This window comes from Halobacillus sp. ABD4_316 (genome assembly GCF_056161385.1).
The window spans coordinates 1,014,630-1,033,843 of the sequence record NZ_JBSWZA010000001.1 but is presented as its reverse complement, the minus strand read 5'-3'; the positions used below and the strand labels follow the sequence as shown (position 1 = coordinate 1,033,843).

The 19,214-nt window shown below is 47.3% G+C and carries 20 protein-coding genes; 18 read left to right on the top strand and 2 right to left on the bottom strand.

The genetic code is table 11. The annotated features are described in order from the left end of the window. Window positions 1-38: 38 nt before the first annotated feature. Window positions 39-173 carry a YqzM family protein gene (locus ACXAJH_RS05605; RefSeq protein WP_027955338.1) on the bottom strand — a complete coding sequence of 45 codons (135 nt, stop codon included), beginning with the start codon at window positions 171-173 and terminating at the stop codon, window positions 39-41. Between the two features lie 346 nt (window positions 174-519). On the opposite strand from ACXAJH_RS05605, the gene holA reads away from it, so the two are divergent. Next, a complete protein-coding gene (gene holA, locus ACXAJH_RS05600; protein WP_474993285.1) occupies window positions 520-1,548 on the top strand; it encodes a DNA polymerase III subunit delta in 1,029 nt (342 codons plus the stop codon). 99 nt (window positions 1,549-1,647) lie between these two features. On the opposite strand, the gene rpsT is transcribed toward holA, so the two are convergent. Beyond that, entirely contained in the window at window positions 1,648-1,908 is a 261-nt protein-coding gene (rpsT, locus tag ACXAJH_RS05595; protein ID WP_027955339.1) for a 30S ribosomal protein S20, read from the bottom strand. Window positions 1,909-2,068: 160 nt separating this feature from the next. Here rpsT and gpr point away from each other — a divergent pair, with 160 nt between their 5' ends. From gpr to floA, 17 genes are all read left to right on the top strand, one after another. After that, the gene (gpr, locus tag ACXAJH_RS05590; protein WP_474969038.1) at window positions 2,069-3,154 is read left to right on the top strand and encodes a GPR endopeptidase; all 1,086 of its coding nucleotides are present in this window, start codon (window positions 2,069-2,071) and stop codon (window positions 3,152-3,154) included. Between the two features lie 84 nt (window positions 3,155-3,238). Next, on the top strand, window positions 3,239-4,393 hold the full coding sequence (gene spoIIP / locus ACXAJH_RS05585; protein ID WP_474969037.1) for a stage II sporulation protein P: 1,155 nt from the start codon (window positions 3,239-3,241) through the stop codon (window positions 4,391-4,393). 12 nt (window positions 4,394-4,405) lie between these two features. Then, a complete protein-coding gene (locus ACXAJH_RS05580; RefSeq protein ID WP_474993284.1) occupies window positions 4,406-4,726 on the top strand; it encodes a hypothetical protein in 321 nt (106 codons plus the stop codon). A 93-nt stretch (window positions 4,727-4,819) separates the two neighbouring features. Next, window positions 4,820-6,634 carry a translation elongation factor 4 gene (lepA, locus tag ACXAJH_RS05575; RefSeq protein WP_474969035.1) on the top strand — a complete coding sequence of 605 codons (1,815 nt, stop codon included), beginning with the start codon at window positions 4,820-4,822 and terminating at the stop codon, window positions 6,632-6,634. A 73-nt stretch (window positions 6,635-6,707) separates the two neighbouring features. After that, complete coding sequence (gene hemW / locus ACXAJH_RS05570; RefSeq protein WP_474993282.1) at window positions 6,708-7,847, top strand: radical SAM family heme chaperone HemW; 1,140 nt, start codon at window positions 6,708-6,710, stop codon at window positions 7,845-7,847. A gap of 99 nt (window positions 7,848-7,946) precedes the next feature. Continuing rightward, the gene (gene hrcA / locus ACXAJH_RS05565) at window positions 7,947-8,969 is read left to right on the top strand and encodes a heat-inducible transcriptional repressor HrcA (protein WP_474971219.1); all 1,023 of its coding nucleotides are present in this window, start codon (window positions 7,947-7,949) and stop codon (window positions 8,967-8,969) included. 125 nt (window positions 8,970-9,094) lie between these two features. Continuing rightward, complete coding sequence (gene grpE, locus ACXAJH_RS05560) at window positions 9,095-9,640, top strand: nucleotide exchange factor GrpE (RefSeq protein WP_474971220.1); 546 nt, start codon at window positions 9,095-9,097, stop codon at window positions 9,638-9,640. A 39-nt stretch (window positions 9,641-9,679) separates the two neighbouring features. Next, entirely contained in the window at window positions 9,680-11,509 is a 1,830-nt protein-coding gene (gene dnaK, locus ACXAJH_RS05555; protein ID WP_474993280.1) for a molecular chaperone DnaK, read from the top strand. A 146-nt stretch (window positions 11,510-11,655) separates the two neighbouring features. Then, a complete protein-coding gene (dnaJ, locus tag ACXAJH_RS05550; RefSeq protein ID WP_474969030.1) occupies window positions 11,656-12,783 on the top strand; it encodes a molecular chaperone DnaJ in 1,128 nt (375 codons plus the stop codon). Between the two features lie 138 nt (window positions 12,784-12,921). Continuing rightward, window positions 12,922-13,860 carry a 50S ribosomal protein L11 methyltransferase gene (prmA, locus tag ACXAJH_RS05545; RefSeq protein WP_474969029.1) on the top strand — a complete coding sequence of 313 codons (939 nt, stop codon included), beginning with the start codon at window positions 12,922-12,924 and terminating at the stop codon, window positions 13,858-13,860. Between the two features lie 6 nt (window positions 13,861-13,866). Beyond that, a complete protein-coding gene (locus ACXAJH_RS05540; protein ID WP_474993278.1) occupies window positions 13,867-14,613 on the top strand; it encodes a 16S rRNA (uracil(1498)-N(3))-methyltransferase in 747 nt (248 codons plus the stop codon). An 88-nt stretch (window positions 14,614-14,701) separates the two neighbouring features. Continuing rightward, window positions 14,702-15,373, top strand: coding sequence for a deoxyribose-phosphate aldolase (gene deoC / locus ACXAJH_RS05535; RefSeq protein ID WP_474993276.1), 672 nt, complete (start codon window positions 14,702-14,704; stop codon window positions 15,371-15,373). 78 nt (window positions 15,374-15,451) lie between these two features. Next, window positions 15,452-16,018 (top strand): flavin reductase family protein, encoded by a 567-nt coding sequence (locus ACXAJH_RS05530; RefSeq protein WP_474993275.1) that lies wholly within the window; start codon window positions 15,452-15,454, stop codon window positions 16,016-16,018. A 93-nt stretch (window positions 16,019-16,111) separates the two neighbouring features. Then, window positions 16,112-16,285, top strand: a complete 174-nt coding sequence (rpsU, locus tag ACXAJH_RS05525; protein ID WP_027955353.1) for a 30S ribosomal protein S21 — start codon at window positions 16,112-16,114, stop codon at window positions 16,283-16,285. Window positions 16,286-16,305: 20 nt separating this feature from the next. Next, complete coding sequence (locus ACXAJH_RS05520; protein WP_027955354.1) at window positions 16,306-16,752, top strand: GatB/YqeY domain-containing protein; 447 nt, start codon at window positions 16,306-16,308, stop codon at window positions 16,750-16,752. Window positions 16,753-16,911: 159 nt separating this feature from the next. Next, window positions 16,912-18,219, top strand: a complete 1,308-nt coding sequence (locus tag ACXAJH_RS05515) for an NfeD family protein (RefSeq protein ID WP_474993470.1) — start codon at window positions 16,912-16,914, stop codon at window positions 18,217-18,219. A 14-nt stretch (window positions 18,220-18,233) separates the two neighbouring features. Beyond that, window positions 18,234-19,205 (top strand): flotillin-like protein FloA, encoded by a 972-nt coding sequence (floA, locus tag ACXAJH_RS05510; RefSeq protein ID WP_474970418.1) that lies wholly within the window; start codon window positions 18,234-18,236, stop codon window positions 19,203-19,205. Window positions 19,206-19,214 lie beyond the last annotated feature (9 nt).

Sequence of the window (19,214 nt, the reverse complement as noted above, 5' to 3'; positions counted from 1 at the left end):
AAAGACTGCTTCATAAGCAGCCTTCCGGAATTGCACCATTATTGACCGACCACAGAAAATACAACCCCGATTGCGAAAATAATGAAGAAGAAGACAAATGAGAAGACAAATCCCAATCCGGAATCAATGACATCATTCGTTTTGGATTGAATATCATTCTTGAACTCGTTCATAATACCCCTCCTATATCAATTACTAAGTATAGTCCATTTACAGCCAAAAATCTACATGGTGTGAAAAGGATTTCTAAAATTATCCTGGATTCATACGTTTGCCACAGCTAGCAAGACTTGTCACAGATAATTCTTCCCCAGGCGGTCAAACTAAACGCAAGAGACGAACAACATCGTCCTCTTCAAAAGCACCCGGGGCTTTTGAAATGGCGTTTATATAGATGGTTCATACGGCATGCTCACGTCACTTTTTGACAGATCTTGAAAAGGACAATAAAATAGTGACACTGAGCTCCCTCTCAGGAGGGTGCCGTATTCTTTTTTTATAAGAAAGGACAACCACTGTATGGCCAAGCTGAATCAATCACAGGTGTACTTACTATATGGAGTAGAGCCGTATCTGATACAAGAGAATAAAGATAAAATCATTAAGCAGGCGTTAAAGAAAGAAGACCGCGAATTTAATGTATCCCAGTACGACCTGGAGGAAATCCCTGTCGAGGATGTTGTCACAGATGCGGAAACCTTTCCGTTTCTTGGGGATGGGAAAGTGGTGATCGCTGCCAGTCCTGTCTTCTTAAAGGCGAAACCGGACAAGCTCTCCTTTGAGCATGATGTGGATAGGCTGCTGAAGTATATACAAAATCCAGCAGAATACACGACACTGATCCTCATCGCTCCGTATGAAAAACTGGACGAACGGAAAAAGCTTTTCAAGGAATTGAAAAAACATGGCGAGGTCATCCACTGTGAGCCTGTGAAAGAATGGAATATGGATAAGTGGATTTCAAGTCTCGCGCGGGATTTACATATTACCGTGCCGGAGGATATTTATGAATTGTTCACACAGGAAATTGGCGCGAACCTGATGGCTTTGAGGAATGAAATGGAAAAGCTTGCCCTTTATGTAGGGGAAGGCGGCGTTGTTACGAAAGAAGTAGCAGAGCAGCTCCTTTCGCACAGTGCGGAAGCATCCGGACTCAAACTCGTCGATGCTGTGATGGAAAGGGACCTTGGAAGAGCGATCCGGATTTATAAGGATCTTGAGAAAGTCAACGAAGAGCCGATTGCGCTGACAGCCCTTCTTTCCTCCCAGTTCCGCATCATCAATCAAGCGAAAGTGCTTAAACAAAAGGGTTATGCCCAGAACCAGATGAAAACGTATATTAAAGCACATCCCTACGTCATAAAAATGGCATTGAAAAGAGAGCGGTTTTTCACGAACCAGGAACTGAACCAAATCATGAATGAACTTGCGGAGACGGATTATAATCTGAAGCAGGGGAAAATGGAAAAAGCGCTCGCTTTTGAAATGCTCCTGTACCGGTTGATCCACATTAAACAGCAGGCGGCTGATGAAAAAGCGACGATATAAAACAAAGAAGCCCTCCGGCAGCAGGCCGGGGGGCTTCCTTCATGTAAAAACGACCCATTCAATAGAAGGATCGTCTGTTGGTCATAAATTACGATTTAATTATAGTGCGTTAACTAATTTAGTTAGGCGGGATTTTTTACGGTTTCCTGTGTTTTGAGGCAGGGCGCCGCGTTGAACAGCTTTGTCAATTTTCTTAACAGCTGTAGGAAGCACTTCTTTCGCGTTTTCTACATCTTTAGCTTCAACAAGCTTTTCTACACGTTTAACCGCCGTACGCATGTCAGATTTGAATGCTGCGTTAAGAGCGCGGGCATCATCGTTTACACGTACACGTTTTTTCGCTGATTTAATGTTAGGCATGGTTTCACCTCCTAGGTAAAAACAAAAGACTCATTCATATCGAACAAGAGACATTCTACCAGAGCAGCGAGGTGTTTTCAATACTTATCTCATTCCTTATCCGATCATCTGCATAGATTTCTTCTGCTTGGGAGAACATTTGAATAAGGAGGCTGACGATATGGAAGAACGATTACACTACTCCATCCGCACGGATCTGGCGCTTGAAGCGCAGGAAATGAATGTTAAGGATGATCCGTCATCCTCAGACAGCGACGGGGTGGAAGTTCATGAAAATAAGAAAAATGATATTACCATTACGTATGTGACCGTAGATGAAGCGGGGGCAGAAAGAATTGGTAAAAAACCAGGGCACTATGTGACGTTGGAATCCCTGGCCATCCGCAAACAGGATAAGGAACTCCAGGAAAACCTGGCAGAAACGATGTCGGTTCAATTGAGAAAATTAATGGGAGCGTGCGGCATCAAAGATATGGACAGAGGTCTGATTGTCGGGCTCGGAAATCATAATGTAACTCCGGATGCCCTTGGGCCGCTTGTGACCGAAGATGTCTATGTGACCAGTCATCTGTTTGAACTGCACCCAGAAACCGTTGCGGAGGGGTGGCGCCCGGTATCTGCCGTTACACCGGGGGTCATGGGGGTCACAGGGATAGAGACGAGTGATATGGTCCATGGGATTATCGAGGAGATCAAGCCTGATTTTGTCCTCGTTATTGACGCCCTGGCCTCGAGATCCATCAACCGGATTAATGCGACCATTCAATTGTCGGATACAGGCATTCATCCAGGATCCGGTGTCGGAAACAAACGAAAGGAAATCAGCCGGGAAACGTACGGCATTCCTGTCATCTCTATAGGTGTCCCCACAGTTGTGGATGCCGTTACCATTACGAGTGATACGATTGACTATGTTCTCAAGCACTTTGGACGTGAATGGAGGGAAAAAGACCGTCCCTCCAACGCATTGTCACCGGCCCTCAATCCATTTGAGAGAAAAACACTGACAGAAGAAGATCATCCTGACGACGAACAAAGCCAGGCGGTGATGGGCATGTTCGGTCAGCTTGAGGCAAACGAGAAAAAGCAGTTGATCAAGGAAGTCCTGACTCCTCTTGGTCACAATTTGATGGTCACTCCGAAAGAAGTCGACAGTTTTATCAAGGATATGGCCTGTGTCATTGCTGCCGGTATCAACGGCGCGCTTCACTCCGGAGTAGAAGACGGCCGGCTGGAGTCATACTGAAATAGAAAAAATGATAGAGACCGGTTCTATGAAATTCCTCTTTCTCATACCATTTACTAGATGTGTATGAGAGGAGGATTTTTTATGTCCCGTTACCCGGACAAGTGGAAAAAGGCGGACAAAAATATAGTAAAGCGCGGGACCCGGTGGGTGGTTCTGAGTGTCACGATCCTGATTCTATTATTCATTGGTATCGGTGTACTTACCGGTGCGAAAACGACCTACCGGCTGTATTCCGATACGATACAGGAGTGGACGGCGAAGTTGAAAGGCGGATCCTTCATCTATCTGTTTGAAATGGAAAACCGTGTGTTTAAGGATGCACATCCAGAGGGAAACCGGATCCCTGGTCTCACCTCCCTCTCTTTTCAATTGCTGACAAGTCTGACTCCCAATGACCCGCGAAGCCTGCTTGGCAGAGAGATTCCCGGGTTATCTTCCTACAACAGTCAGATTATTATTGCCGGGCAGGGGACGGACTTTTCTACACTGCCGATTGAATCAGAGCCACCGCTTGAAGTAGAGGATCGTGGAGAAGAAGGGGACATCGAGGAACAGCAGGATTCTGGTACAGATCAGGAAGCTGAACCGGCTGGCGAAGACTCTGTCTATATTTACCATACGCACAACACGGAATCCTTTTATCCTCATCTTCCAGACGAAACGACCGTGTACGATGGGAAAGTGAATATAACCCTTGTGGGCGACCGCTTAGGACAGAGTCTGGAAAGAAGAGGGGTTGGGACGGTGGTGGATAAAACAGATGTAGCCGCTCTCCGTAGTGAGAATGGTATGGAGTACTACCAGTCCTATGATGCTGTCCGTCCGGTTGTGGAGGAGGCAGTAAGCTCCAACGGTTCGTTGACCTACTTCTTCGATCTTCACAGGGACAGTCTTGGAAGGGAGCACACAACGACAACGATCGATGGAAAGGATTACGCCCGTTTCGCTTTTGTCATCGGTGCGGAGCATCCTGGTTATGAGAAGAACCTGGCCTTTGCAACCACCCTTCATAACAAGCTGGAGGAAACGTATCCGGGCATCAGCCGCGGAGTCATTACGAAAAAAGGATCAGGCGTCGATGGCGTCTACAATCAGGATATCAATCCCAATGCCATACTTATTGAGTTCGGTGGTGTTTATAATAATCTGGATGAATTGTACCGTTCAGCGGATATCATGGCTGAAGTGTTCAGTGATTATTACTTTGACGAACAAAAAGTAACGACAGAACCATAAGGAGGGACGATCATGAAGGGACTGGCCGGTCTGATCATCCTGTTCGGCGTCTTTATTGCCGGCGCTTTGTATGGCATTGAGAAGAACAATGAAACGTTTGATGAGGCCGTGCCTGTTCATCAGGAACGTGTGGAGGAGGAAAAAGCAGCAAGCGAGCAGACTTCCTCCCAAACACCAAAACAAATTCCCTCGGATGAAAAAGACTGCCACCCATCTTTTCAAGAAGAAGACGTCCCTTGGATTACCCGTCTCGCTGCAGGGATCGGGGAAGGAGTGGCGGTCACGTTCAACGTTATGATCGTCGTGGCTTCGGAAATCATACAGGCAGGATGACACGTCCTGCTTTTCTATGCCATTGAATAATCCGGGGGTTACTGCTATAATCAAACTAGATATTTGTGTCGAATTCAGTAGGAGTGATTTAAGTTGACAGCACAAAACAAACAGGAGAGGGTCCGGAACTTTTCGATTATTGCCCATATCGACCACGGGAAATCGACATTGGCGGACCGTATCCTAGAAAAAACAAAAGCCTTAACCCAGCGTGAAATGAAAGAGCAGTTCCTTGATGCTATGGATCTGGAACGTGAGCGCGGGATTACGATTAAACTGAACGCCGTTCAATTGAATTATGAAGCGAATGACGGTTTGGATTATACGTTTCACCTGATTGATACACCGGGCCACGTCGATTTTACATATGAGGTTTCCCGAAGTCTTGCTGCCTGCGAAGGGGCGATCCTCGTCGTCGACGCTGCACAGGGAATCGAAGCCCAGACACTGGCGAACGTGTATCTGGCGTTGGAAAACGATTTGGAGATCATCCCGGTCATTAACAAAATCGACCTTCCTGGTGCGGATCCTGATCGGATTAAACAGGAAATCGAAGACGTGATCGGTATTGATGCATCCGATGCGATCCTTGCTTCAGCTAAAGAGGGCGTCGGCATTGATGAAATCCTGGAGCGTATCGTGACCGACATTCCTGCACCGGAGGGCGGGGTCAAAGATCCGACGAAAGCGTTGATCTTTGATTCCCTTTATGATTCCTACCGCGGTGTCGTTGCCTATGTCTGTGTCCGCGAGGGCTCTATTAAAATGGGCGACAAAATAAAAATGATGGCAACAGGCAAAGAGTTTGAAGTGAATGAACTCGGTGTCTTCCGTCCGACTCCGACTCATAAAAAAGAACTGACAGTCGGTGATGTCGGTTACTTGACCGCCTCCATTAAAAACATCGGAGACAGCCGTGTGGGTGACACGATTACTCTGGCCTCCAACCCCGCAGCTGAACCGCTGCCGGGCTACAAGCGTATGAATCCGATGGTATTCTGTGGGATGTATCCGGTGGACGCCAGTAAATATAACGATCTTCGTGATGCCCTGGAGCGTCTCGAACTGAACGATTCCTCCCTGCAGTTCGAAGCAGAGACCTCCCAGGCGCTTGGGTTTGGTTTCCGCTGTGGATTCCTCGGAATGCTGCACATGGAAATCATCCAGGAACGGATCGAACGCGAATATAAAATCGACCTCATTACAACGGCTCCGAGCGTGATTTATAAGGTTACGACGACAGACGGTTCTGAAATGAATGTCGATAACCCATCCATGATGCCTGATAACCAGACATTGGATGAGGTGCAGGAGCCTTTTGTCAGAGCTACAATAATGGTTCCGAATGATTATGTCGGTCCGGTTATGGAGATCTGTCAGCGCAAGCGTGGAAACTTCATGGATATGCAGTATCTTGACGACAACCGTGTCAACATCGTGTATGAAATTCCATTGTCTGAAATTGTCTACGACTTCTTCGATTCCTTGAAGTCCCAGACGAAAGGATATGCGTCCTTTGATTATGAACTCATCGGCTACCGTGTTTCCAACCTTGTGAAAATGGATATCCTTCTGAACGGAGACACCATTGACGCGCTTTCCTTCATCGTGCACAGAGATTTTGCCTACGAGCGTGGAAAGCTGATTGCAGATAAGTTAAAAGAACTCATTCCGAGACAGCAGTTTGAGGTTCCGGTCCAGGCTGCAATCGGAAACAAAATCATCGCCCGTACGACGATCAAGGCGATGCGTAAAAACGTCCTTTCCAAATGTTACGGAGGAGATATCTCCCGTAAGCGTAAACTGCTTGAGAAGCAGAAGGAAGGGAAGAAGCGCATGAAGATGGTAGGCTCTGTGGAAGTCCCGCAGGAAGCCTTCATGTCTGTGCTTGATTTGAACGAAGACTAAACGAACAGACTTACTATAAAGACCGCAGGAGACTATTCTCTTGCGGTTTTCCTTATGAAAGGTGGAAACATCCATGAATATCCCATCCGCTTATATACACATTCCATTCTGTCAGCAGATCTGCCATTACTGCGACTTTACGAAGTTCTTTTACAATGAACGGCTGGCTGATGAATATCTAGAAGCATTGGAGAAAGAAATTCACACGTACATCCCGGGGGAGAAAGCCCGCGTGCGCACGATCTTTGTAGGTGGAGGAACGCCTACAGCCGTCAATCATAAGCAGTTGGAAAAGCTGCTGAAGATGATTGATGATCACTTTGATACCGCCTCGTGCGAAGAATATACATTCGAAGCGAACCCGGGGGACCTTGACGTGGAGAAGGTACGTCTGCTGAAAGCGTATGGAGTGGATCGGATCTCTCTCGGTGTCCAGGTTTTTGATGATGAAATGTTGGAAAAAATCGGACGCGTACACAAAGTCAAGGACGTCTATACGAATATTGACCGTCTCGTACAGGCGGGCCTTACCAATATAAGCATTGATTTAATGTATGCTCTTCCCGGCCAGACGGTGGAAGACTTCGAAAAAACGGTCGATGAAGCGGTCCAGTTCGGTCTGCCTCACTATTCGTCCTATTCACTGCAGATTGAACCGAAAACGATTTTTTATCAACGTTATAAAAAAGGGAAACTGACAAAAGCACCGGAAGAGGATGAGGCCGAGATGTATGAACTGCTGCAGCGTAAACTGTCTGCCGCCGGAGCCCATCAGTATGAGATCAGCAACTTCGCCCTTCCTGGGTTTGAAAGCAGACACAATCTGACATACTGGAATAACGAGTATTACTACGGAATCGGGGCCGGAGCCCATGGCTATATGCCTGGAAAACGAACAATTAATATCCGCCCGCTTCCAGCCTATGTAAAAAAGGCGGGAGAAGACGGAAAGCCGATTCTTCACGAAGAACCCATCACAACCAAGGAAGAAATGGAAGAAGAGATGTTCCTTGGTTTGAGAAAAACGCAGGGTGTATCCATAGAGCGTTTCTACGAAAAATACCAGAAGCCGATGGATTATATTTTCGGTGACGCACTCGGGACATTGAAAAACAGGCAGCTGATTCAGGAAAACAACGGGTTTATCCAGCTTACACCACGGGGAAGAATCCTTGGGAATGAAGTGTTCCAGGAATTCCTTCTGGACGAATGAAAAATTGATGGTTTTCCGTTGACATCACCGAACCCTTTTGATAATTTATTATTAGATTTAGCACTCACTTTAAACGAGTGCTAACAGAGGTGATCATCGATGTTAACAGATAGACAATTGCTGATTTTGCAAGTGATTATTGATGATTTCATTCTGACCGCTCAGCCGGTAGGATCGCGTACCATAGCGAAGAAAGAAGCTGTAACGTTCAGCTCCGCTACGATACGTAACGAAATGGCCGACCTTGAGGATCAGGGGTTTATTGAAAAGACCCATTCCTCATCCGGAAGGGTGCCTTCTGAAAAAGGCTACCGCTTTTATGTCGACCATCTGCTTTCTCCATTGCGGTTGTCCCAGCAGGAAATCGTTACGATCAGAGATGCCTTTAACGAAAAAATGATGGAGTTTGAAAGAGTGGTTCAAAAATCGGCGGGGATTCTGTCTGAAATGACCAACTACACCTCCATTATTCTTGGGCCGGAAGTTTTTGAAACGAAGCTGAAGCAGCTCCAAATCGTTCCACTCTCTGATCATTCTGCGATTGCCATCCTTGTTACAGACACCGGGCATGTGGAGCACAGGGCTTTTAATGTACCTGTGGAAATGAAAGGCACAGACCTTGAGAAGATGGTCAACATCCTGAACCAGCGTCTGCAGGGGGTTCCCCTTGTCAAGCTGCACGAGAAGCTCTATACGGAAATTAACGCCTTGTTAAGACACCATACAGAGCACCATGAAGAAGCGTTCGCTTATTTAAGAGCCGCTCTTGTGGAAGACCACCCGACGAAGCTTTACATCGGTGGTAAGACAAACATTCTCATGCAGCCGGAATTCAGGGATCTGGAAAAGGTCCGGTCGCTTTATGCTACGATTGAACAGGAAAATGAAATGGCTGATCTGCTGCGTTCCGGTCAGGAAGGCATTCAAGTCAGAATAGGTCAGGAGAATCCATTCGATTCCATGCAGAACTGCAGCCTGATAACGGCCACCTATCATCTTGGCAACGATCAGATGGGGACCATCGCTTTATTAGGTCCGACGCGCATGGAGTACAACCGGATGTTTTCATTGATGAATGTACTATCCAAGCATATGACCAATACGTTCCGGGGCTGGTATTGACCCTGCGGACGGCAGAAGGAGGATGGGCGGGATTTCCCACCGCATCTTTTTGTGTGATGCTTTTTTAGGATATAGATTCATGTTATATTCATTAACGGTGTAATGGATAGTAGGAGGTGGAAGTCATGGAAGAGAACAAACAGGAAATCATTGATGAAAAAGATGAACAGCAGGAACCGGAAGAGGTTCAAGGTGAAGTAGTAGAAGAAACCGAAGAGTCTCAAGGGGAAACAGAGCAGCTCCGTCAGGAAAAAGAGGAGCTGAACAACCGGCTGATTCGTCTGCAGGCAGACTATGATAATTTCCGCCGTCGTACACAGAAAGAAAAAGAGGCGGATCGGAAATATCGATCTCAAAGTCTTATTGAAGAGCTGATTCCAGCTTTAGATAACTTCGATAGAGCCCTTCAGGTGGAGGTCGACAGTGACGCCGCCAAAAATCTTGCCAACGGTATGAAGATGGTCTACGACCAATTCAAATCCGCTCTTGAGAAAGAAGGCGTTGAAGTCATCCCTGCACAGGGCGAGGAGTTTGATCCACACCTTCACCAGGCAGTGATGCAGGTAGAGGATGAAAACTACGGATCCAATATCGTAGTGGAAGAGCTCCAGAAGGGCTATCGATTGAATGACCGGGTTATCCGCCCGTCAATGGTAAAAGTAAACCAATAAAAAACAGGTAGATGAGTACGTAAAGGAGGACATTCAACCATGGGTAAAATCATAGGTATTGACTTAGGTACAACGAACTCTTGTGTAGCAGTGATGGAAGGTGGGGAAGCGAAAGTTATCCCTAACCCTGAAGGTAACCGCACGACGCCATCCGCAGTGGCATTCAAAAATGGAGAACGTCAGGTAGGGGAAGTAGCGAAGCGTCAGGCCATTACAAACCCGAACACACTTCTTTCCATCAAGCGTCACATGGGTACAGACTATAAGGTGGAAGTTGAAGGAAAAGAATACACACCTCAAGAGGTTTCTGCAATCATCCTTCAATACATCAAGAACTATGCTGAAGACTATCTTGGAGAAACCGTTGATAAAGCGGTGATCACAGTTCCAGCCTACTTTAACGATGCGGAGCGTCAGGCAACAAAAGATGCTGGTAAGATCGCTGGTCTTCAGGTAGAGCGTATCATCAACGAGCCGACTGCTGCAGCACTGGCCTACGGCATTGACAAGGAAGACCAGGATCAGACAATTCTTGTTTATGACCTTGGCGGCGGTACGTTTGACGTATCCATCCTTGACATCGGTGACGGTACATTTGAAGTAGTTTCCACAGCTGGTGACAACCGTCTTGGCGGAGACGACTTCGACCAAGTCATTATCGACCACATGGTAGCTGAATTCAAGAAAGAAAACGGCATTGACTTGTCCCAGGACAAAATGGCGAAACAGCGCTTGAAAGACGCAGCTGAAAAAGCGAAGAAAGATCTTTCCGGCGTAGCGCAGACGCAAATTTCCCTTCCGTTCATCACAGCAGGAGAAGCAGGACCGCTTCACCTTGAAATGAACTTGACTCGTGCGAAATTTGAAGAGCTTGCTTCTGATCTTGTTGAGCGTTCCATGAAGCCGACTCGTCAGGCTCTTAAAGATGCCGGCATGAGTGCAGGGGACATCCACAAAGTTATTCTTGTTGGTGGTTCTACACGTATTCCAGCCGTACAGGAAGCCATCAAGCGTGAAATCGGCCAGGATCCTTCCAAAGGTGTAAACCCTGACGAAGTTGTAGCACTTGGTGCCTCCATTCAGGGTGGTGTCCTTCAAGGAGATGTAAAAGATGTTGTTCTTCTTGACGTTACTCCACTTTCCCTGGGTATTGAAACAATGGGCGGCGTAACAACGAAGCTGATTGAACGGAACACAACGATTCCTACCAGCCACTCCCAGACGTTCTCTACAGCAGCAGATAACCAGACAGCTGTAGACATTCACGTCCTTCAAGGGGAGCGCGAAATGGCTCAGGACAACAAAACACTTGGACGCTTCCAATTGACGGATATTCCACCGGCACCACGCGGTGTTCCACAAATCGAAGTATCCTTCGATATTGATGCTAACGGTATTGTGAATGTTCGTGCTAAAGATCTTGGTACAAACAAAGAGCAGTCCATTACAATCAAATCTTCTTCCGGTCTTTCTGATGACGAAGTCGAAGACATGGTTCGTCAGGCAGAAGAAAATGCGGAAGAAGACAAGAAGAAACGTGAAGCTGTTGAACTTCGAAACGAAGCTGATCAGCTGATCTTCACAACAGACAAGACCATCAAGGATCTTGGTGATCAGGTCAGTGAAGAGGAAAAGCAAAAAGCAGAAACAGCTAAGGAAGAACTTCAAACAGCCCTTGAAGGCGAAGACCTTGATGCCATCAGGGAAAAGAAAGATGCCCTTCAAGAGCAGGTTCAGGCACTTTCCGTTAAGCTTTACGAGCAGGCTCAGGCGCAGGCAGAAGCCCAGCAGGGTGAACAGGCCGGCGGAGCCGAGGAAGATGTCGTAGATGCTGACTATGAAGAAGTCAATGAAGACGACAAGAAGTAAGATAGCGTAGAAAAAAGTCAAAGTCAGGATCTTCTTGACTTTGACTTTTTTAATGAATAAGAAGGGGAAGGGGCGACGGTTGCCCACCCTACCCTTCAGTGTTAATATTAACGTTATGCAATAGCGTCCGGGAGAGTGATCTACAAGTGAGTAAACGTGACTATTATGAGGTGCTTGGTGTGTCCAAGGATGCCTCGAAGGATGAAATTAAGAAAGCCTACCGCAAGCTGGCTCGTCAATATCACCCAGACGTCAGCAAAGAGGAAAATGCTTCTGAAAAATTCAAGGAAGCAAAAGAAGCTTATGAAACCCTGAGCGATCAGCAGAAGAGAGCCCAGTATGACCAGTTCGGCCATGCCGGTCCGAACCAGGGAGGCTTCGGCGGATTTGGCGGAGGCGCCGAAGACTTCGGCGGCTTCGGTGATATCTTTGATATGTTCTTCGGCGGTGGAGGCCGCCGCCGTGATCCGAACGCCCCTCGTAAAGGTGCCGATCTGCAATATACGATGACCCTTCAGTTTGAAGAAGCCATCTTCGGAAAATCCACGGATATTGAAATTCCTGTAGAGGAAGACTGTGATACGTGTGATGGTTCCGGGGCGAAACCGGGAACTACACCGGAAACGTGTTCCCATTGTCAAGGTTCCGGCCAGATTAATCAGGAGCAGAACACACCATTCGGCCGTGTCGTAAACCGCCGTGTCTGTCACCACTGTCAGGGCAGCGGAAAAATCATTAAGGATAAATGTAATACGTGCGGCGGCGATGGCCGCGTGAAAACACGCAACAAAATCCACCTTGATATTCCTGCGGGTATTGATGATGGCCAGCAGATCCGTGTACAAGGCAAAGGAGAAGACGGGGCCAACGGCGGACCGGCCGGCGACTTGTTTGTTGTCATCCGTGTGCAGCCGCATGAATTCTTCCAGCGTGAAGGCGATCATATCTTCTGTGAAGTGCCTTTGACCTTTGCACAGGCAGCTCTGGGTGACGAAATCCAGGTGCCTACCGTTCACGGGAATGTGAAGCTGAAAATTCCTGCCGGTACGCAGACTGGAAAAACGTTCCGCCTGAAAGAAAAAGGAGCACCGAACGTTCATGGCCGCGGCCAGGGTGATCAGCATGTGAAGACGAAAGTCATCACACCGAAGAATCTGACCGAGCGCCAAAAAGAGCTGCTTCGTGAATTCAATGATATTAGTGGAAATGAAGCCGCTGAAGAACAGCACGGCAATTTCTTTGAGCGAATGAAGCGCGCCTTCAAAGGCGACTAAGGATGTATCAGAGTCTGTACGATGGAATTTGCAGGTGATTTCCGATTCAATGTCCTGTTTTCATCGTGCAGACTTTTTTTGAGAGGGAAGAAAAGGCCTGCGGGCTTTTTTAGATATAAGAGAAGAGGGTGGAGTGTAATGAAATGGTCTGAAGTCTGTGTTCATACGACGACAGAAGCGGTTGAACCAGTATCAAACATCCTGCATGAATCCGGTGCCAGTGGAGTCGTCATTGAGGACCCCGCTGATATGCAGCGCAGGAAAACGAAGCTTGGAGAAATTTATGAGCTGAACCCCGCTGACTATCCGGCGGAAGGTGTTTATGTGAAGGCTTATATGCCTATGAACAGCTTTCTTATGGAGACCGTTGATGGAGTGAAGAAAACCATCAGCAATCTAACTGAATTCGGCATTGATATCGGCCGTAATGAAGTGACGATCCAGGAAATCCATGAGGAAGACTGGGCAACAGCTTGGAAAAAGTATTACAAGCCCGTTAAAATATCCGAGAAAATCACCATCATTCCTGAATGGGAGGATTACACACCTGTATCCAGTGATGAAATTATCATAGAAATGGATCCGGGAATGGCCTTTGGTACAGGGACTCACCCGACAACGGTGCTGAGCATCCAGGCGCTTGAACAGTATTTGGAAAAGGGAGATGTCGTCGCTGATGTCGGTGCCGGCTCCGGAATTCTGAGTGTCGCTTCCGTCCTCCTTGGAGCCGAGCATGCGTATGCCTACGACCTGGACGATGTGGCTGTTTCGAGCACGAAAAACAATGCCGCGCTGAATGGTGTCGAAAACCAGGTGACTTCCGAAGTGAATGACCTGCTTGAAGGGGTGGATTGGGAAGCAGACTTGATTGTTTCCAACATTCTGGCTGAGATTATTGTGAAATTCACAGATGATGCGTTCCGCGTCGTAAAACCAGGCGGCTATTTCATTACGTGCGGCATCATCTCTGCCCGCAAGGAAATGGTACGCGATCGTTTAATTGAATCAGGCTTCGACATTGTGGAAACAAATAAAATGGAAGACTGGATCAGCATTATCGCTAAAAAGCCGGAGTGACCCCCTATGCAGCGCTATTTTATAGACGCTCCGTACTGGAGTGATACGTCGGTAACCATTGCCGGGGAAGATGTCCATCATATCAGCCGAGTAATGAGGATGGGAGAGGGCGGCCAGCTCATTGCGGTCCACCCTGTCCATGGACCTGCTGCATGTAGGATTGACAGTCTCTCTGAGGAGATTGTCTGCTCCATCACCCATTGGATTGAAGAAGATCGTGAACTGCCTGTCAAAGTGTCTGTCGCCGCAGGCTTAGGTAAAGGGGACAAGCTGGAACAGGTTGTTCAAAAGGGGACAGAGCTTGGTGCATTCTCCTTTATTCCTTATCAGGCCGACCGCTCTGTGGCCAAATGGGATGGAAAAAAAGCGCCCAAGAAAATTCAGCGGCTGGAGAAGATTGCGAAAGAAGCAAGTGAACAGTCAGAACGCACAGTCATCCCTTCTATCTCCGGACTATATTCCATGAAGGACATTACGGACTTGAAAGCATCCCATGACTGGTGCTTGTTCGCCCATGCAGAGGAAGCGAGGATTGAGTCTGAGCAGGAGTTTTCCGAAGTTCTGCGCAGCATTCGACCCGGCGACTCCATCGCTGTCATTTTTGGTCCGGAAGGCGGCTTTTCTGAAAAAGAAGTGGAAGCCTTCAAGAACGCCGGGTTCTTATCCATCCGGCTGGGACCGCGCATTCTGCGGATGGAAACAGCTCCGCTTTACTTTTTATCCGCTTTGTCCTACGTGTTGGAGGAAGCCTGAACCACTTCGTTAACTCTCGCAATCAAACCGCTTTCATGCTAAGATAGTGGAGAGGTACGTACAACCTATGATAAAGGAGCGTTTGGAAATGGAACAAAATCTTGCAAAAATGATTGATCATACACAGTTGAAACCAGATACACCGAAAGAAAAAATTACACAGATTTGTGAGGAAGCTAAAGAGAGCAGCTTCATGTCTGTCTGTGTCAACCCATACTGGGTGGAATATTGCGCAGAACTGCTGGCGGATACAGATGTAAAAGTCTGCACAGTCATCGGCTTCCCGCTTGGAGCCGTTACGAAAGAAACAAAAGCTTTCGAAACGAAGCAGGCGATTGAAAAAGGAGCCACAGAAGTGGACATGGTGATCAACGTTGGAGAGTTGAAATCAGGAAATTACGACAACGTGCAGCAGGATATCGAAGCTGTCGTTCGTGAAGCTGAAGGAAAAGCTCTTGTGAAAGTCATCATTGAAACCTCTCTTCTAACGGAAGAAGAAAAAGTGAAAGCTTCTGAATTGGCGAAAGCAGCTAGAGCTGATTACGTGAAAACATCCACTGGATTCTCTGGTGGTGGAGCTACGGTGGAGGATATCAGCTTGATGCGCAAAACCGTAGGACCGGACATGGGGGTTAAAGCCTCTGGAGGCGTCCGTGATTATGAAGGAGCTAAAGCGATGATTGAAGCCGGCGCTACACGTATTGGTGCAAGCTCTGGTAAAGCAATTATCAGTGGTGGACAAGGAACATCTGATTATTAAAATGTCGAAAGCGGCCTCTTACGGCCGCTTTTTTTAATTTCCTTTTTTTGATACACTATTTAAAAAAGGAAGAATGGAATGGAAAAACAATCATTGAAAATGCACAGCTATCCAGGAATGGTGGCCGTTGTAGGCAGTGAGTGTAATGGAGAAGTGAATTTCATGTCAGCCGGGTGGCATTCCTTTTTATCTATGGAACCGCCGATGTATGGAGTGGCGGTGGGAAGAGAACGTTATTCCTACCAGCTGATCCAGGAGTCCGGTGCATTCACGATTAATTTTCTGCCTTATGAGGAGGCGGCTTTTATTCAATATGCCGGAAGTACATCCGGGGTGGATACGGATAAAGCTTCCAGTTTCGGTCAGGCATGGAAAAGAGGGAAGGACGGAGGTCCGGTCCTGGAGAGGGCCTACCTCAGTTATGAATGCAGCCTTGATCAGATGATTCCAACCGGAGATCATGACTGGGTGACCGGGACGATTACCTCCTGTTCCTACATTCCTGAAATTTTTAATAACAGAGGTCTTCCCAATTTTAAAAACCTGCACATTCCTTTATATTTAGGTCGTTCCGAGTACATAAAGCTTGATGAAAAGATAAAAAAACAATCCTTTATCGACCCTTTTTCTTATAAAAAAAGTTGACCATCCTTAATCCATATACTATAATTGTCAAAGGTATGGGAGGTCCCATACAAGAGAAACAGTTTTGTTTGCTTCGGAGGGAGGGAAATTAGCATGTCAAATACAACTCGCGTTCGTAAAAACGAGTCTCTTGAAGATGCTCTTCGTCGCTTTAAGCGTTCTGTATCAAAGAGTGGTACATTAGCGGAATATCGTAAGCGTGAATATTACGATAAGCCTAGCGTACGCCGTAAGAAAAAGTCTGAGGCGGCTAGAAAGCGTAAGTAATCAAAGAGGGTGTTGAATAGATGACGATCACTGACCGTCTGACCCAGGACATGAAAACAGCCATGAAGGCGCGGGATAAGGAAAAATTATCTACAATCCGCATGGTTCGGGCTTCTATGCAAAATGAAGCAATTAAATTGGGTAAAGATTCATTATCTGAAGAAGAAGCATTGACTGTTTTATCTCGTGAGGTAAAACAGAGAAATGATTCCCTCCATGAATTCAAAGAAGCTGGACGTGACGATCTTGTAGAAGGACTCGAGCGTGAAATTGAGATTTTACAAGTATATATGCCGAAACAGCTCACTGATGAAGAACTTGAACAGATTGTCAATGAAACAATCGAGGAAGTAGGAGCTGCTTCCAAGAGCGACATGGGCAAGGTGATGAGTGCCATCATGCCTAAAGTAAAAGGCAGAGCCGATGGTTCACAGGTCAATAAGTTCGTTCTTCAGCAATTATCGTAAATATAAAAGGCCTCTCTGTAGAAAGAGAGGCCTTTTTATTTTTAAACGAAACTTTTTGTTTTGTCATTCGTATAGGAAGTATACGGAGGGGAAGATAAAAGAGGGGGTGATTGTTCGATGACACGTACTTGGCGTTTACGACTCTGGCTGACATTGTTTATGCTTGGAACCGCCGCTTCTTTGGTGCTCAGTTTTGATTTTGCTGCAGCAGAAGGAGAAGGGGAAACGGTTTACGTCATTCCGGTTGAAGATACCGTCGAACGTGGAATGGCCGCTTTTTTGAAGAGGACGACAGGTGAAGCTGAGGAAAATGGCGTCGATCACATTATTTTTGAAGTGGATACACCCGGAGGCCGTGTCGATGCGGCAGGAGAAATTGGAGAAATTTTTCAGGATCTTGATATACCTAACACAGCGTTTGTAACGAGCCGTGCCTACTCGGCGGGTTCCTACATCGCCTTGAACGCCGATAACATATACATGAAGCCGCAGGCGACTATGGGGGCTTCCGGAGTGATCAACTCAGATGGGACAGCGGCTGATAAAAAGGCCCAGTCCGCCTGGATTTCCTCCATGGCTGCTGCAGCAGAGACGAATGGAAGAGATCCACTTTACGCCCGTGCCATGGCCGATGCAGCCATCGACCTTCCGGATTACGGGGCTCCTGAGGGCGAGTTCCTTACCCTTGGGCCGGGGGAAGCGGAAGAAGTCGGCTATGCAGAAGGAATTGTCGAAGACCGGAACGAATTATTAAATGAGCTTTCTTTATCCGGAGCGGAAGTGGTGGAGCAGAACCCGACATTGTCAGAAAACGCAGCCCGTTTTCTAACAGATCCCGTTGTCATACCGATATTATTATCAGTGGCCAGTCTCGGCCTTGTGGTGGAGCTTTACTCACCAGGGTTCGGCATCCCGGGAACGATGGGCGTTACAGCTCTTGTGCTGTTTTTCTATGGTCATATTGTTGCTGGTCTTGCCGGCTATGAGGCCATCATCTTACTCGTGCTGGGGATCGGTCTTATTGTTGCCGAATTCTTTCTGCCGGGTGGGATAGCCGGTATTGCCGGGGTTGCGGCCGTCGTCTTTTCGTTGATGCTTTCTTCAGCGGATATGGGACATATGGCGATGAGCATTGGTATTGCACTTCTGGTAACTGTAATAGTATCTGTCATCCTGTTTAAGACGATGGGGCTTGAACGTGGCTTTTTCCGGCACATCATTCTGAATGATTCCACCTCATCCGAGCAGGGATATGTTTCATCGGTCAACCGTCTGGATTTGATTGGTCTTGAAGGGACAGCCGTGACACCGCTGCGGCCGTCGGGAACGGCTGAATTTGACGGCGAACGGCTGGACGTCGTTACCGAAGGTGTCTTTATTGGAGTGGATCAGAAAGTAAAAATCATGAAAACCGAAGGATCACGAATCGTGGTCCGTGAACTGAAAAAAGAGGAGGAAACAACGTGACATTGCAGGAACTCATGCCGATTATCATTATCGGTATCATTATTATCGTACTGGCTGTGCTCTTCACATTTATCCCGGTCATGCTCTGGATCAGTGCCCTGGCAGCCGGAGTTAAGATCAATATCTTTACGCTTGTTGGAATGAGATTGAGAAGGGTTATTCCCTCCCGGGTCATCAACCCGTTGATTAAAGCCCATAAAGCCGGCGTCAACGTCAATACCAACCAGCTGGAAAGCCACTACCTTGCCGGTGGTAACGTCGACCGTGTGGTCAATGCGCTGATTGCCGCTCAGCGAGCGAATATCGAATTGAGCTTTGAACGCTGCGCTGCGATCGATCTGGCCGGCCGTGACGTTCTGGAAGCCGTACAGATGAGTGTCAATCCGAAGGTGATTGAAACACCATTTATCGCTGGTGTGGCGATGGACGGGATTGAAGTGAAAGCCAAAGCGCGTATCACCGTTCGTGCCAATATCGACCGTCTTGTCGGTGGTGCTGGTGAAGATACCGTCATTGCCCGTGTTGGTGAAGGAATTGTATCGACCATCGGTTCCAGTGAAAATCATAATAAAGTATTGGAAAATCCAGATCGTATTTCTCAAAATGTATTAAGCAAAGGGCTGGATGCAGGAACGGCATTTGAAATTCTCTCCATCGATATTGCTGATATTGATATCGGCAAAAACATCGGTGCGATTCTTCAGACCGACCAGGCAGAAGCGGATAAAAACATCGCCCAGGCGAAAGCAGAAGAACGACGTGCGATGGCTATTGCCCAGGAGCAGGAAATGCGCGCCCGCGTACAGGAAATGCAGGCGAAGGTTGTGGAAGCAGAAGCACAGGTTCCTCAAGCCCTTGCAGAAGCTCTTCGTACCGGAAAAATGGGCGTCATGGATTACATGAACTATCAGAACATCAATGCTGATACGGATATGAGAAATACGCTCGGCCGCACATCAGATGAAGAAGCCGAAGAAGATAAGTAAATCCTCGCT

Coding starts and splice junctions, on each gene's coding strand:
- ACXAJH_RS05540 (WP_474993278.1), top strand. CDS start 13,867: ATGCAGCGCTATTTTATAGACGCTCCGTACTGGAGTGATACGTCGGTA.
- floA (WP_474970418.1), top strand. CDS start 18,234: ATGCCGATTATCATTATCGGTATCATTATTATCGTACTGGCTGTGCTC.
- hemW (WP_474993282.1), top strand. CDS start 6,708: ATGAATATCCCATCCGCTTATATACACATTCCATTCTGTCAGCAGATC.
- ACXAJH_RS05605 (WP_027955338.1), bottom strand. CDS start 173: ATGAACGAGTTCAAGAATGATATTCAATCCAAAACGAATGATGTCATT.
- prmA (WP_474969029.1), top strand. CDS start 12,922: ATGAAATGGTCTGAAGTCTGTGTTCATACGACGACAGAAGCGGTTGAA.
- hrcA (WP_474971219.1), top strand. CDS start 7,947: ATGTTAACAGATAGACAATTGCTGATTTTGCAAGTGATTATTGATGAT.
- ACXAJH_RS05515 (WP_474993470.1), top strand. CDS start 16,912: ATGCTTGGAACCGCCGCTTCTTTGGTGCTCAGTTTTGATTTTGCTGCA.
- gpr (WP_474969038.1), top strand. CDS start 2,069: ATGGAAGAACGATTACACTACTCCATCCGCACGGATCTGGCGCTTGAA.
- ACXAJH_RS05580 (WP_474993284.1), top strand. CDS start 4,406: ATGAAGGGACTGGCCGGTCTGATCATCCTGTTCGGCGTCTTTATTGCC.
- deoC (WP_474993276.1), top strand. CDS start 14,702: ATGGAACAAAATCTTGCAAAAATGATTGATCATACACAGTTGAAACCA.
- dnaK (WP_474993280.1), top strand. CDS start 9,680: ATGGGTAAAATCATAGGTATTGACTTAGGTACAACGAACTCTTGTGTA.
- rpsU (WP_027955353.1), top strand. CDS start 16,112: ATGTCAAATACAACTCGCGTTCGTAAAAACGAGTCTCTTGAAGATGCT.
- grpE (WP_474971220.1), top strand. CDS start 9,095: ATGGAAGAGAACAAACAGGAAATCATTGATGAAAAAGATGAACAGCAG.
- holA (WP_474993285.1), top strand. CDS start 520: ATGGCCAAGCTGAATCAATCACAGGTGTACTTACTATATGGAGTAGAG.
- ACXAJH_RS05520 (WP_027955354.1), top strand. CDS start 16,306: ATGACGATCACTGACCGTCTGACCCAGGACATGAAAACAGCCATGAAG.
- rpsT (WP_027955339.1), bottom strand. CDS start 1,908: ATGCCTAACATTAAATCAGCGAAAAAACGTGTACGTGTAAACGATGAT.
- spoIIP (WP_474969037.1), top strand. CDS start 3,239: ATGTCCCGTTACCCGGACAAGTGGAAAAAGGCGGACAAAAATATAGTA.
- ACXAJH_RS05530 (WP_474993275.1), top strand. CDS start 15,452: ATGGAAAAACAATCATTGAAAATGCACAGCTATCCAGGAATGGTGGCC.